Source organism: Arthrobacter sp. ISL-72, from assembly GCF_018613755.1.
Classification (GTDB): Bacteria; Actinomycetota; Actinomycetes; order Actinomycetales; family Micrococcaceae; genus Arthrobacter.
In genome coordinates this window covers 362,472-376,642 of the sequence record NZ_JAGGPP010000006.1, presented here as the reverse complement: position 1 = coordinate 376,642, position 14,171 = coordinate 362,472, and the positions used below count along the sequence as shown (strand labels likewise).

At 64.9% G+C, this 14,171-nt stretch carries 12 protein-coding genes; 10 read left to right on the top strand and 2 right to left on the bottom strand.

Annotation, left to right across the window (positions count from 1 at the left end):
• The 10 genes from pafA to J7I92_RS07120 all read left to right on the top strand — a co-directional run bounded on the left by pafA (position 1) and on the right by J7I92_RS07120 (position 12,343).
• Positions 1–1,365, top strand: a complete 1,365-nt coding sequence (gene pafA, locus J7I92_RS07165; protein WP_214838877.1) for a Pup--protein ligase — start codon at positions 1–3, stop codon at positions 1,363–1,365.
• 112 nt (positions 1,366–1,477) lie between these two features.
• Positions 1,478–2,410, top strand: a complete 933-nt coding sequence (locus J7I92_RS07160) for an FKBP-type peptidyl-prolyl cis-trans isomerase (RefSeq protein ID WP_214838875.1) — start codon at positions 1,478–1,480, stop codon at positions 2,408–2,410.
• 51 nt (positions 2,411–2,461) lie between these two features.
• On the top strand, positions 2,462–2,857 hold the full coding sequence (locus J7I92_RS07155) for an FKBP-type peptidyl-prolyl cis-trans isomerase (protein ID WP_214838874.1): 396 nt from the start codon (positions 2,462–2,464) through the stop codon (positions 2,855–2,857).
• Positions 2,858–2,981: 124 nt separating this feature from the next.
• Complete coding sequence (locus J7I92_RS07150; protein WP_214838871.1) at positions 2,982–4,961, top strand: YafY family protein; 1,980 nt, start codon at positions 2,982–2,984, stop codon at positions 4,959–4,961.
• A 10-nt stretch (positions 4,962–4,971) separates the two neighbouring features.
• Entirely contained in the window at positions 4,972–5,349 is a 378-nt protein-coding gene (locus J7I92_RS07145) for a hypothetical protein (RefSeq protein ID WP_214838869.1), read from the top strand.
• 32 nt (positions 5,350–5,381) lie between these two features.
• On the top strand, positions 5,382–5,678 hold the full coding sequence (tatA, locus tag J7I92_RS07140) for a Sec-independent protein translocase subunit TatA (RefSeq protein WP_214838867.1): 297 nt from the start codon (positions 5,382–5,384) through the stop codon (positions 5,676–5,678).
• 48 nt (positions 5,679–5,726) lie between these two features.
• Positions 5,727–6,521 carry a twin-arginine translocase subunit TatC gene (tatC, locus tag J7I92_RS07135; protein WP_214839090.1) on the top strand — a complete coding sequence of 265 codons (795 nt, stop codon included), beginning with the start codon at positions 5,727–5,729 and terminating at the stop codon, positions 6,519–6,521.
• Between the two features lie 24 nt (positions 6,522–6,545).
• Complete coding sequence (locus J7I92_RS07130; protein WP_214838865.1) at positions 6,546–9,443, top strand: RNA helicase; 2,898 nt, start codon at positions 6,546–6,548, stop codon at positions 9,441–9,443.
• A gap of 68 nt (positions 9,444–9,511) precedes the next feature.
• Positions 9,512–11,182, top strand: a complete 1,671-nt coding sequence (locus J7I92_RS07125) for an amidohydrolase (RefSeq protein ID WP_214838863.1) — start codon at positions 9,512–9,514, stop codon at positions 11,180–11,182.
• Positions 11,183–11,602: 420 nt separating this feature from the next.
• A complete protein-coding gene (locus J7I92_RS07120; RefSeq protein ID WP_214838861.1) occupies positions 11,603–12,343 on the top strand; it encodes a polyprenol monophosphomannose synthase in 741 nt (246 codons plus the stop codon).
• Positions 12,344–12,452: 109 nt separating this feature from the next.
• Here the strand turns inward: J7I92_RS07120 and J7I92_RS07115 are convergent, their stop codons facing one another.
• Complete coding sequence (locus J7I92_RS07115) at positions 12,453–12,800, bottom strand: RNA polymerase-binding protein RbpA (protein ID WP_011692034.1); 348 nt, start codon at positions 12,798–12,800, stop codon at positions 12,453–12,455.
• Positions 12,801–13,099: 299 nt separating this feature from the next.
• Positions 13,100–14,095 (bottom strand): SPFH domain-containing protein, encoded by a 996-nt coding sequence (locus J7I92_RS07110; RefSeq protein WP_251039546.1) that lies wholly within the window; start codon positions 14,093–14,095, stop codon positions 13,100–13,102.
• Positions 14,096–14,171: the final 76 nt, after the last annotated feature.

Below are 14,171 nucleotides of genomic sequence, written 5' to 3'. Positions count from 1 at the left end.
ATGGATAAGCGAATTTTCGGCATCGAAACCGAGTTCGGCATCTCGTATTCGAGTCCCGACTCGCGTCCTCTCGCCCCGGAGGAGGTGGCACGCTACCTCTTCCGCAAGGTGGTCAGCTGGGGACGCTCATCGAACGTATTCCTGACCAACGGTTCGCGGCTGTACCTCGACGTCGGCTCGCATCCCGAGTACGCCACGGCCGAATGTGACGATCTGGGACAGCTGATCGCCCATGACCGCGCCGGCGAACTGATCCTGGACGACCTCGTGGACGAGGCACAGGAAAGGCTGGCTGCGGAGGGCTTTAACGGCACCGTGTACCTGTTCAAGAACAACACGGACTCGGCAGGCAATTCGTACGGCAGCCACGAGAACTACCTCATCCCGCGCCGCGGCGAATTTTCACGGCTCGCCGAAATCCTGATTCCGTTCCTGGTGACACGCCAGCTCATCGCCGGAGCCGGCAAGATCCTCAAGACTCCGCACGGCGCTACTTTTGCGTTTTCCCAGCGCGCGGACCACATCTGGGAAGGTGTCTCCTCCGCGACCACCAGGTCGCGTCCCATCATCAACACGCGGGATGAACCGCATGCGGATGCCGAGTTCTACCGCCGGCTCCACGTGATTGTGGGCGATTCCAACATGTCCGAAACGACGGCCATGATGAAGATCGGCACGGTGGACCTCATCCTCCGCATGATCGAGGCAGGCGTGATCATGCGGGACATGCGGATGGAGAACCCGATCCGCAGCATCCGCGAAATCTCGCACGACCTCAGCGGACGCGCGCTGATCCGGCTCGCCAACGGCCGGCAGCTGACGGCCCTGGAGATCCAGCGCGAATACCTGAACAAGGTCACGTCCTTCGTGGCCGAAAACGGTGCCCACAACCACCATGTGCCCCTCATCCTGGATCTCTGGGAACGGACCCTTGATGCCATTGAGAGCGGCAACACCAGCACGATCGAGACCGAGATCGACTGGGCCATCAAGAAAAAGCTGATGGACAGTTACCGGAACCGGCACGGCCTGGGCCTGGATTCACCAAGGATCGCCCAGCTTGACCTCACGTACCACGACATTTCCCGGTCGCGCGGTCTCTATTATCTGCTGCAGTCCAGGGGAGCAGTCCGCCGGGTGGTGGATGACACCACGGTCAAGGACGCCGTGGACGCGCCGCCACAGACAACGCGGGCGAAACTCCGCGGTGATTTTGTCCGGCGAGCCCAGGAACTGGGCCGCGACTACACCGTGGACTGGGTGCATCTGAAGCTGAATGACCGCGCCCACCAGACGATCCTGTGCAAGGATCCGTTCCGCAACGTGGATGAGCGCGTCGACGCCCTCCTGGACTCTATGGGCTGACATCCAGCTTCAGGCGCTATTCTGGATGGGGCCGTTTATTCGGCCGCCGACTGCGTTGCCGCGTGCACCACCGGCGCCAACGCATCCATCTTGCCCCGACGAAAGTTCTTACGTGCGCCGACTACTAGCAATTCTCATTCCCGGACTGCTGCTGATCACCGGCTGCGGCGGCGGATCGCCTGCAGCCCCGGAGCCCACCAGTCAGTCTGCTGGCGAGACCGCCAAGCTCGACTCTCTGAAGCTTACGGACAACGGAGACAAGAAGGCACCCGGAGTCGAATTCGACAAACCCCTCGATGTAAAGGAACCCACTGTCAAGGTGGTTACCGAGGGTGACGGAGAGCGCCTCAAGGCCAACCAGGTCGCTGACATCTCGATCCTTGCGGTCAGCGGCAAGGACGGCTCCACCCTCGAGGACACGTTCGCCAAGGACCCTGAACCCCTTGAGCTGAACGACGCCCTCAAGACCGGCAACGCCGTGGTCTACAACGCCTTTGTGGGCGCAAAGATTGGCTCCCAGCTGGCCCTCGCCGTTCCCGGCCAGGCCGCACAGGAAGGCGCCGAGGCCGGTCCCACGCAGCTTCTTGTGGTCAAGGTCCTGTCCGCCAAGGACGCGCCGAAGGTGCTGGACAAGCCGGAAGGCGAAACAGTCACGCCGCCCGCGGGACTGCCGACCGTCAAGGAAAACGACAAGGGAATCCCGGAGATCTCGGTTGAGGGCGTCAAGGCGCCCACGGCCCTTGTCTCCCAGGACCTGATCAAGGGCACCGGCCCCGCTGTCAAGGAAAGCGACACCTTGACCGTCAACTACGTCGGCGTCACCCTCAACGGTGGCACGAAGTTCGACTCCAGCTTCGACCGCGGCGAAAAGGCCAGCTTCCCGCTCACCGGCGTCATCAAGGGCTGGACGCAGGGCCTCGCCGGCAAGACGGTGGGCTCACGCGTCCTCCTGGTCATCCCGAAGGACCTCGCCTACGGTGATGCCGGCCAGGGCGAGGCCAAGGGCGACCTGGTGTTCGTCGTCGACATCCTCGGCGTCAAGTAAGCAAACCCGGCGTCAAGCACGCCACCCAAACCTAGAAAAAAAGGAGCAACCATGTCATTTGGACAGCGCAATTTCGACCGCCAGAAGCCGGAGATCGATTTCCCCGAAGGCGAGGTTCCCACCGAGCTGGTCATCACCGACCTCATCGAAGGTGACGGACCCGAGGCCAAGGCCGGCGACACCGTCTCCACCCACTACGTCGGCGTCGCATGGTCCACGGGCGAAGAGTTTGACGCCTCCTGGGGCCGCGGTGCCCCGCTGGACTTCCGGGTTGGCGTGGGCCAGGTCATCCAGGGCTGGGACCAGGGCCTGCTGGGCATGAAGGTCGGCGGCCGCCGCCGTCTCGAGATCCCCTCGGAGCTCGCTTACGGTTCCCGCGGTGCCGGCGGAGCAATCGGCCCTAACGAAGCACTGATCTTCGTTGTGGACCTCGTCGGAGTCCGCTGAACGGATGACTGACCGGCGACAGCCGGACAAGCTCCAGGAAGCGCGGTAACAAATCGGAAGGTAATTTCCGTTTGTTGCCGCGCTTTCGGTGTTAAGCCGCAGCGGCTTTAGTAACGTAGCCAAGGTGTCCGCCTCACGTACAGAACGCCTCCTGAACCTGCTCATAGCGCTGCTGAACACCCGCTACGGGCTGCGGCGCAGCGAACTGCGCGACAAGGTCTATCACGACACCAGCAGCAGTGAGGTTGCCTTCGGGCGGATGTTCGAACGGGACAAGAAGGATCTCCGGCAGTACGGATTCGAGGTCGAAACAGTCATGGACCACGGCTGGGGGTCCGATGATCCGGCCACCGCGCGCTACCGCATCGGCAAGGAGTCCAACCGGCTGCCGGACGTCAGTCTCACGTCCGCCGAATGCACCGTGCTCATGCTGGCGGCACAGCTCTGGGAGCAGGCGGCATTGGGGTCGGCAGCGCAGAACGCCATGCGCAAGTTGCAGGCTGCGGGCGGACTCGTGGAAGCCGAATTGCCGCCGGAGGTTCAGCCGCGGATCAAGCCCGCCGGCCAGGCCTTCGAAGACCTGGTCACGGCGATGCATGCCCAGCATCCGGTCAGCTTCCGTTACCTGGCAGGAAGCACCGGCCGGGATGAAGTCAGGACTGTTGAGCCGTGGGGCCTGGGCAGCCGCTTTGGCCAGTGGTACCTGGTGGGCTTCGACCGGGCGCGAGACGCGAAGCGCTTCTTCCGCCTGTCGCGCTTCACGTCCGCCGTAACCGTCCTGGAGAAGGACCCTTACACGCCTCCGGCCGGATTCAACGTCCGCACGGAACTGGATTCACTGCCCGAACTGCCGGTACAGACGGCCTTGGTGGATGTTGCACCGGGCAAGGTGCTGGGCCTGCGCAAGCGCGCCAGCGGAACAGCGAACGGCAACACGCCCGACGGCGGCTGGGACCGGCTCAGCATCCCCTTCCGGGACGCTGAGGTGCTGGGCGAAGAACTGGCGTCCTACGGGCCGAACGCGCTGGTCGCGGAGCCGGCCGAACTGGTGTCCGCCGTCAGGCGAAGGCTGCAGGCGGCTGCGGACTTTGCCGCGTCACCCGCTCCGGCCATCGACTTTACGGGGTCCGTCCCGGCCAAGCGCGCGCGCAAGCGAACGTCCGAGGACCAGCTCAAGAGGATGCTTCAGCTCGTGCCGTTCCTGGTCCACAACCAGGGCCTGCACATCAGCGAAGTCGCGGCCAGCTTCGGCGTGACCCGGAAGGAGCTGGAAGACGATCTGCTGATCCTGATCTGCTCCGGCCTGCCCGAGGGATACCCGGATGACCTCCTGGACATCCAGTGGGAGGACGACCACGTCTTCATCACCCAGGACCTCGACCTCACCCGTCCCGTCCGCTTCGCCGTGGATGAGGCCTGCGCCCTGCTGACGGGCCTGGAGACCCTCAACGGGCTGCCTGAGCTGGCCGAGGGGAGTGCGCTGGAGTCCGTCACGGTGAAACTGATGGCAGCCGCGGGGGAGGAGGGCCTGAAGGCAGGGTCCATCGCCGGTCCGGAGGTGGGTCCGGCGAATTCCGCTCATCTCGCAACGATCCGGCAGGCGATCGCCGACGGCATGCAACTTCACCTCACGTATTTTTCCGCCCAGCGCGACTCCATGTCCGAACGGGACGTCGATCCGCTGCGGCTCTACTCACTCGACAACACATGGTACTTCGAGGCGTACTGCCACAGTGCGCGCGGCCTCCGGAATTTCCGTCTCGACCGGATCGAGGGCCTGGCCGCGAACGGCCGGACCGTAACCGAAGCGGCGAGGCCCGCCGAGGGCTTCCCCGTGAAACTGTTCACCCCGAACGACGACGACGCCCTGGTCACGGTGGAACTTGCGCCGGAGGGCCTCGGGCTCGCTGACGACTACTACGCCGAACGGACAGCTCCGCTGCCCGGTGGCGGGCTCCTGGCCGAAATCAGGTTTGGCAGCACCGCGTGGCTGCCCATGTTCGTCGCCCAGCATGGCGGGGCAGTGCGTATCCTTGAGCCGGCGGATGTGGCCGAGGCGGCCCGGGAATGGGTCGCCGCAGCCCTGGCCCGTTACGGCGGCTAGACTACTCAGCATGCCTTGGTGGTCTTGGATCCTGATCTGGATAGCACTCGTAGCCGTTTCCCTGCTCTTTTATGTGCTGTTGGGGATCAGGCTGTTCAGGAAGTTCATGGCCACGGTGAAGGACCTCGGCGCCGCCGGTGAACGGTTCGGTGCACCCCTTGCCGATCTCACCGACCCGGCTCCGCAGTGGGAAATGGCCAGTGACGAGAAGCGGTCTGCGGAACGGCGGGCGGTGCAGGGATCTGCAGTTTTTGCCTCGCCGATGCAGATGAGACATGATTACTCCGCGTCCAAATCCTCCCGCAGGGAAGAGCGCCGCCGGCGCCGCGTTCAGCGCAAAGCCGACCGCGGGCAGCCCCAGGCGCTGCGCGACATCGAATTCAGTTAGACGTAGGATGTATTTCGAGGAAAGGACTTCCAGTGGGACGACTCTTTGATGGCCCTTGGCCCATCGTCATTATTATCATCGTGGCTCTGCTGCTTTTTGCCGCCCCCAAGCTTCCGGCGATGGCCCGCAGCCTCGGCCAGTCGATGCGGATCATCAAATCCGAGGTCAAGGAAATGAAGAACGACGGCAAGCCCGAAGCCAACGACGGCACGGGCCCGGTCGAGGGCAAAATCGTCAACCACCCGCAGTCCCGACCGCAGAACGGTGAACCCACCAGCGGCACCGGCAGCGCCGACGGCACGGACGTTCCGCCGTCGAACCGCGTTTGACCTGAAGTGGCACTGACGAAGGGCCGTAAAGCCAACCCTGAGGGTCGGATGGCCCTGATGGACCACCTTAAGGAGCTTAAGAACCGGCTCATTAAGTCAGCCATCGGTCTGGTCATTGGCGGCATCGGGGGCTGGATTCTCTACGACCCGGTACTGAGCGCCCTCAAGGAACCCGTTGACCGGATTGCCGAGACGACCGGCGGCACATCCTCGGTCAACTTCTCCAGCATTGCATCGCCTTTTGACTTCAAGCTCCAGCTCTCGCTGTTGATCGGCGCCGTGATCTCGAGCCCCATCTGGATCTACCAGCTGTGGGCCTTCATCACGCCCGGCCTCACCAAAAAGGAGCGGCACTACACGCTCGGCTACATGGCCGCCGCCGTGCCGCTGTTCCTTGCCGGTGTGTGGGTGGGGTGGATGGTCACACCCCAGGTGGTGCGCGCGTTGACCCAGTTCACGCCTGCCGGCTTCTCCAACCTCATCGATGCCCGTGACTACGTTGATTTCGTCACGCGGATGGTCCTGTTCCTTGGCCTCGCGTTCCTGGTCCCTGTGGTCCTGGTGGGCGTCAACATGGCCGGCATCATCAGGGGAGAAACCATCCTGAAGGCCTGGCGGATCACGGTGTTCCTGGTGTTCGTGCTGGCCGCCGTTGCCGCTCCGGGCGCCGATGCGCTGTCCATGTTCCTGCTCGCAGGTCCGCTGCTTGCACTGTTTTTTGCCGCGATCGGGCTCTGTATCTTCAACGACCGGCGCCGGGACCGGAGGACCGCGAAGATCGCCGCCGAAACTGAAGCGACCGCCGACGTCGCAACCCCCGGCTCCGAACTGGGGAAACTGTAGCCCCTCGCCCATTAGGCTGGAAGTATGTCCTCCATAACCGGGCCACAGTCACCGTCTGAACGTTATCGGGCCAGTGCTGAACGGACCGCAGAAGCAAACACCTACCTTGGCGCATTCGTCCGGACGCTGAATTTCGAACTCGACGATTTCCAGCGCCAGGCCTGCAAATCCCTGCAGCAGGGAAGGGGTGTGCTGGTTGCGGCACCCACCGGAGCCGGCAAGACCATCGTGGGGGAGTTCGCCATCTACCTGGCGCTCCAGCGCGGCCTTAAGGCCTTTTACACCACGCCCATTAAGGCACTGAGCAACCAGAAGTATTCTGAGCTGGCGGACAAATACGGCCCCAAAAACGTCGGCCTCCTCACGGGGGACACCAGCATCAACGGCGACGCCCCGGTGGTCGTGATGACTACCGAAGTCCTGCGGAACATGCTCTATGCGGACTCGGACACTTTGGACGACCTCGGCTACGTGGTCATGGACGAGGTGCACTACCTCGCCGACCGGTTCCGCGGCGCGGTCTGGGAAGAAGTCATCATCCATCTGCCCAGCGAAGTCCAGGTGGCGTCGCTGAGCGCCACTGTTTCCAACGCCGAGGAATTCGGCGCCTGGCTGGACACCGTCCGCGGCCACACGGACGTGATCGTTTCCGAGCACCGGCCGGTGCCGCTCTGGCAGCACGTCATGGTGGGCCGGGAGATCGTGGATCTGTTCGCCGGCGAAACGACGTTTGATGAGATTGCACCCGAGGGGGAGTCGGATCCTGCCGCGACGGCGTCCATGGTCAGCGCCGCCCTTGAACGGGGCTTCGAGGTTAACCCGGACCTGCTGGCGATGGCACGCACCGAGAGCCAGATGAATTCACGGGCCCGCTTTGGCCACGGCGGACGCAGCCAGCGGCGCCAGCAGAACCAGCGCGGCGGGGACAACCGCGGCGCCCAGGGAGGCCAGCAGGGCGCCGTCCGGAAGGCCAGCCGCCCCCAGGTGATCGCGAGCCTGGACAAGCAGGACCTGCTGCCGTCCATCACGTTCATCTTTTCCCGTGCCGGCTGTGACGCTGCCGTGGCGCAGTGCGTGTCCGCCGGCTTGTGGCTGACCACGGAGCGCGAACAACAGGTTATTGCCCGCCGCGTTGATGAAGCCGCCCAGGACATCCCGCCGGATGACCTTGACGTGCTCGGTTTCTGGAACTGGCGGGACGGGCTCCTGCGCGGGCTCGCTGCCCACCACGCAGGCATGCTGCCCACCTTCAAGGAAGTGGTGGAGAAGCTTTTCGCCGAAGGCCTGGTCAAGGCAGTGTTCGCCACCGAAACCCTCGCACTGGGCGTCAACATGCCCGCACGTTCGGTGGTGCTCGAAAAGCTGGACAAGTTCAACGGTGAAGCGCACGTGGGCATCACCGCCGGCGAATACACGCAGCTCACCGGCCGGGCCGGCCGGCGCGGCATCGACGTCGAAGGCCATGCCGTGGTCCTGTGGCAGCCAGGAACCGACCCGACCGCCGTCGCAGGTTTGGCGTCCCGGCGCACGTACCCGTTGAACTCCAGCTTCCGTCCCACGTACAACATGAGCATCAACCTCCTGGCCCAGTTCGGCAGGCCGCGGGCCCGGGAAATCCTGGAATCCTCCTTTGCCCAGTTCCAGGCCGACCGGTCAGTGGTCGGCTTGGCCAAGCAGGTCCGGAGCCGGGAAGAATCCCTGGCTGGCTACCAGAAGTCAATGACGTGCCATTTGGGCGATTTCACCGAGTACTCACGGCTGCGCCGGGAACTGTCGGACACGGAAAACGCCGCCTCCCGCAGCACCTCGCGGGCACGCAAGTCCATCACCGAGGACTCGCTGAGCAGGTTGCTTCCCGGCGATGTGGTGGATGTGCCCTCGGGCAGGGCACCCGGCTACGCGGTGGTGCTGGGCTCCGACCACAACTCCCGTGAGCCGCGGCCGGCGGTGCTGACACTGGACAACCAGCTTCGCAGGATAGGCCTCCAGGACCTCGAAGGACCCATCACGCCGGTGACCCGCGTCCGGATTCCCAAATCGTTCGACGCAAAGGTGCCCAAGTCGCGCAAGGACCTGGCCTCCTCGGCCCGGAAAGCCATCCGGGAAAACCGCCCGCCGTCTCCGGCCAGCACCCGGAACACGGATTTCGGCCGGGCCGCGGCCCTGCCTGACCAGGAAAAGCGGATCGCCGAACTGCGGCTCGCCTTGCGGTCCCACCCCTGCCACGGCTGCAGCGAACGCGAGGACCACGCGCGGTGGTCGGAGCGCTGGTGGAAACTGCGGCGCGAAACGGACGGCCTGATCCGCGAAATCCAGGGCCGTACCAACACTATCGCCAAGACGTTCGACAGGGTCTGCGGCCTCCTCTCCAGCTACGGCTACCTCGAAACCTCCGAATCGGGAAAGGTGACGATCAACGCCGACGGCCAGAAGCTGCGCCGGATCTACGGTGAAAAGGACCTCCTTATTTCCCAGTCGCTGAGGCAAGGCGCGTTCAGTGACCTCGATGCCGCCGAAGTCGCCGCACTCGCCAGCGTGCTGGTGTACCAGGCAAAGCGCGAAGAGCGCGGGCTGCGGCCCAGGATGCCCAGTGTGTCCCTGGAAACCGCCGTCGACATCGTCGTCAGGGAATGGTCCATCCTGGAAGACGCCGAGGAAGAGAACAAACTGCCGCTGACCGGGGAGCCTGAACTCGGTCTCATCTGGCCCATCTTCAAGTGGTCGAAGGGCCGGCACCTCCAGGAAGTGCTGAGCGGCACCGACCTCGCGGCCGGCGACTTTGTCCGGTGGGTCAAACAGGTCATTGACCTCCTCGACCAGCTGGCAAAGATCCCCGGCCTGGATCCGCGGCTTTCGCGGCTCTGCTCCGAGGCCATCATCCTGGTGCGGCGCGGCGTTGTGGCCTACTCCACCGTGGTGTGACCCTCTGATCCCGCCTCGCCCCGCACCCCGACCATCACCTTCACGGCTGCTTAGGAGCACCACACAATATGATTGACGCACGGGCGGACCTGCCGGCCGGAAAACGCAAAGTGACGCTGTACCGCAACGGTTCCGTCTACACCGCTGCGGATCCTTTTGCGACCGCATTGCTGGTGGACGGTGACACCGTGGCCTGGGTCGGCTCAGAGCAAGCGGCAACGTCCATCGCGGATGCGTCGATGGAGGTCATCGACCTGCAGGGTGCCCTGCTGGCGCCCGGCTTTGTCGATTCACACGTGCACCTGACCGAAACGGGCATCGCCCTGGACTCACTCCAGCTGGCGGACGTGCGTTCCGCGGCTGAAGTCCTGGATGCCGTGGCTGCCGCTGCCGCAGGTACCCCCGCGGATGCAGCCGTCCTGGGCCACGGCTGGGACGAAAGCAACTGGGCCGAGCAGGCTTTGCCGAGCCGGGAGGAACTGCAGCGTGCGGCAGGAGGCCGGCGCGTGTACCTTTCACGGGTGGATGCGCATTCCGCCCTCGTGTCGTCCTCACTCGCGGAAGCAGCGGGGCTGGCCGGCCTGGACGGCTACGCCGGCGGAAGCCAGGTGAAGCGCCATGCCCACACAGCTGCCAGGCGTACGGCCCGGCAGCTGCCGGACCACGCGCTGCGGAACTTCCAGTCGCGCGCCCTGACTGAAGCTGCCGCAAACGGTTACGTGGCCGTCGCGGAGATGGCGGCACCGCATATCGGTGGCCCCGCCGACTTGCGCCTTGCGGCAGCGTGGAACATCCAGGATGGCTCCGGACAGCCCATGCCTGAGGTACTCCCGTACTGGGGTCAGCTGGCCGGCTCGGCTGAGGACGCGCAAGGCATTCTTCACGGACTGGGAGCAAACGTGCGGGGCCTCGCCGGCGACCTGAACATTGACGGCTCCATCGGCTCCCGCACCGCCGCACTCCGGGACGATTACAGCGACGCACCGGACGAGCGCGGCACCCTCTACCTGTCGGTGGACCAGGCGGCCGCCCACCTGGCGGCGTGTTCGCTGCTGGGCATCCAGGCCGGGTTCCACGTCATCGGCGACGCCGGACTGGATGCGGCCCTGGACGCACTGGACCGGGCGGCTGCGGAAGTGGGGGAGCAGCGGGTCAGGGCAGCCGGCCACCGGTTCGAACATGTGGAAATGGCCGACGCCGAGGCCATCGGCCGCCTTGCGGGGTATTCGGTGACAGTCAGCGTGCAGCCGGGATTCGACGCCGCCTGGGGCGGGCCGGGGCGCCTCTACCAGGAGCGGCTGGGGGACCGGGAGCGCCAGATGAACGCCTTCGCTTCCTTCTACGCCGCCGGCGTGCCCATCTGCTTTGGCAGCGACAGCCCGGTGACTCCGCTGAACCCGTGGGCCAGCGTCCGCGCCTGCCTGGAGCACAGCAACCCGGACCAGCGCATCTCCGCACGTGCCGCCTTCCTCGGCCACACCCGGGCCGGCTGGCGGGCCGCCAAGTACAGCAACCCGATGGCCGGCCAGCTCGTTCCGGGCGCCCCCGCCAGCTTCGCGGTCTGGGAGGTGGAGGAACTTATGGTCCAGGTTGCCGATGGACGGGTCCAGTCCTGGAGCACGGACCCCCGGGCCCGCACACCGCTGCTCCCGGCCTTGGACACCGGCAGCGATCCCATGTGCCTTCAGACCGTCCGCGACGGGAAAGAGTTGTTCACAAACGGTTCGCTGCGGTCATAGACCGGAAAAGCAACCGGCGCGCCGTATTTCCCTGACCTGCGGTTACACCTAAAACCGCACGTCAAACGCGGGTTGACAGTGCAGGGGCTGTCCGTAGCATTGAGTGGCAACGGACGGACTCCGCTTTTGAGGGCTCCGTCTGGCCGCGTCCCCCGTCAGCAGGAAACCCAGCCCGGTCCTGCTGGCGGGAGAACCGTGGCAGTACGAGGGGCAGGTCCATTTAGCAGCAGAAAACAGTTCCACCGGTGCACAGCGCATCTGACTGAAACTGGCCCGCGGCTTGTGGACCTGCCCGCGGCATGCCCGTGTGACGCGCCCGGAAAGCGCAAACTCCCTATAATGGTGACTTGCGCCTTTTAGCCCGCAGTTCTGCTGAGCTTCCCGGCGCGTGACCGCTCCCATCAAGGAAAGGGCCTCGCTGTGCGTGTCCTCACCATCATCCCCACCTACAACGAGCTGGAATCGTTGCCCAAGACCCTCGCACGCCTGCGTGCGGCCGTCCCGGCTTCCGACGTCCTGGTGGTGGACGACAACAGCCCGGACGGCACCGGAAGCCTGGCGGACGGCATCGCTGCAGAGGATGGCCAGGTCCACGTACTCCACCGCGAAGGCAAGGCCGGACTGGGAGCCGCCTACATCGCCGGTTTCAAGTGGGGCCTGGAAGCCGGGTACGAGGTCCTCGTGGAAATGGACGCCGATGGCTCACACCAGCCCGAGCAGCTGCAGCAGCTCCTGGACGCCGTGGAAGAAGGCGCTGACCTAGCCATGGGTTCGCGCTGGGTTTCCGGCGGCAGTGTGGTCAACTGGCCGCTGTACCGGCAGGCAATCTCCCGGATCGGCAGCACCTATGCACGGCTGATGCTGGGCCTCCAGATCAAGGACGTCACCGGCGGGTACCGCGCCTTCCGCCGGACCACCCTGGAGAAACTCAACCTCGACCAGGTGGACTCCGTAGGCTACGGGTTCCAGGTGGACCTCGCCTGGCGGGTGGCCAAGATGGGGCTGAAGATCGTGGAGCGCCCCATCACCTTCGTCGAGCGCGAACTGGGCGCTTCCAAGATGAGCGGCAACATCGTGGTGGAAGCCATGATCAACGTGACCAAGTGGGGACTTACCGCGCGCTGGCAGAAGCTCACGGGCCGGGGTTCCGCCGCCTCCTAGTGCGCAAAGGGCCGGACCCGTAGCCTCCCATGGAGGGTACGGGCCCGGCCCTTTATGCTGTCAGACCGGCACGCTCTGCAGTTGCAGGGTGCCGCCAGGCGCATCCGGACTAAGCCGAGCGCCGTTCGCCGCGGCGTTCGCGAAGGATGGTCAGCCGGTCTTCGAGAATCTGCTCGAGCTCAGGCAGGGAACGGCGTTCCAGCAGCATGTCCCAGTGCGTGCGGACCGCTTTTTCGTTGCTGTTGATGGGGCGTTCGCCGTCAACAAGCAAGGCTTCCTTGCCGGTCTTCGAAACCCATACCGGGGGGATCTCGGCTTCGGAGGAGAAGGTAACGAAGACCTGCTCGCCGTCCTCGCAACGGTACTCAACCCGCTGGCGTGGAGCCGGCTCAACGCCGGATTCGGTCTCCATGCTCTGTGCGCCAAGACGCATGCCCCGAAGGCTGCGATCGCTCATGATTTCTCCCTTTGGTCGGTTCACGGAGTCAGGCTCCGCGCTAGCCGGGGCAGCTCACGCCACGGACTACTGTTTGCACTGCCTGCATCAATAGATGCAACGCTTTGCCAAGCCTTATTGTTCCAACTGGTCTGAACCACCCGGACAAACATCCCATTATACGGGTTACGTTCGCGGCGCGTAAAGCCGGCACCGCCGCCGCGCCGCGCGGCGCGCGCGGCAAACGGAAGGGGTGGCACCCGCAACGTGGACCAGGTCAACGCGGGTACCTCCCCTTCGCCAACGAGAACCGGTAGGTCCTACAGCGGCTGCCTCGGGTCGCTCACCGGGGGGACGCTTGCCTGCCTGTCTCCCTGCTGGGAGCTGTCAGGCTGGGAGTCGTCCGTGCCGGCGTCGAACAGGCCGCCTGTGCGGGGATCCGGGTTGGTGCCGCCGAGGGCGTTCCCGATGCCCTTCAGGGCTTCCCCGACTTCGCTCGGAATGATCCAGAGCTTGTTGGAGGAACCTTCGGCCAGTTTGGGCAGGGTCTGCAGGTACTGGTAGGCCAGCAGCTTCTGGTCCGGGTTGCCCTTGTGGATGGCGTCGAACACCTTCTGAATGGCCTGGGCTTCGCCGTCGGCACGGAGAATGGCCGCCTTGGCGTCACCTTCGGCTTTCAAGATGGAGGACTGACGCTGGCCTTCGGCGGTGAGGATGGCCGACTGTTTGGTGCCTTCGGCGGTGAGGATGGCCGCGCGGCGGTCGCGCTCTGCCCGCATCTGCTTCTCCATCGAGTCCTGGATGGAGTGGGGCGGGTCGATGGCTTTCAGTTCCACACGTGAAACACGGATGCCCCAGCGGCCCGTGGCTTCATCCAGGACGCCGCGGAGTTGGCCGTTGATCTGGTCACGGGAGGTCAGGGCCTCTTCGAGGTTCAGGCCACCGACAACGTTGCGGAGCGTGGTGGTGGTGAGCTGCTCCACCGCCTGGATGTAGTTTGCGATCTCGTAGGTGGCAGCCCGGGCGTCCGTGACCTGGAAATAGACCACGGTGTCAATGGAGACCACCAGGTTGTCCTCGGTGATGACCGGCTGCGGCGGGAACGAGACAACCTGTTCGCGGAGGTCGAGTAGCGGCAGGAGCCTGTCCACGAAGGGAATGAGGATGGTGAGGCCGGGGAGCAGCGTGCGCTGGTACTTCCCGAGCCGCTCCACCACGCCAGCACGGGCCTGCGGGACGATCCGCACCGACCGGACCAGCACGATTATTACGAACGCAACGAGAACCAGCAGCACGATTGTTACTGCGATATCCATACTTCACCTATTCCCCAGTTATGTGTCTTGCGATGTTGGCGGCGGTGTCCCGCGGCCTGTCCGGCGCCAGTGGCGG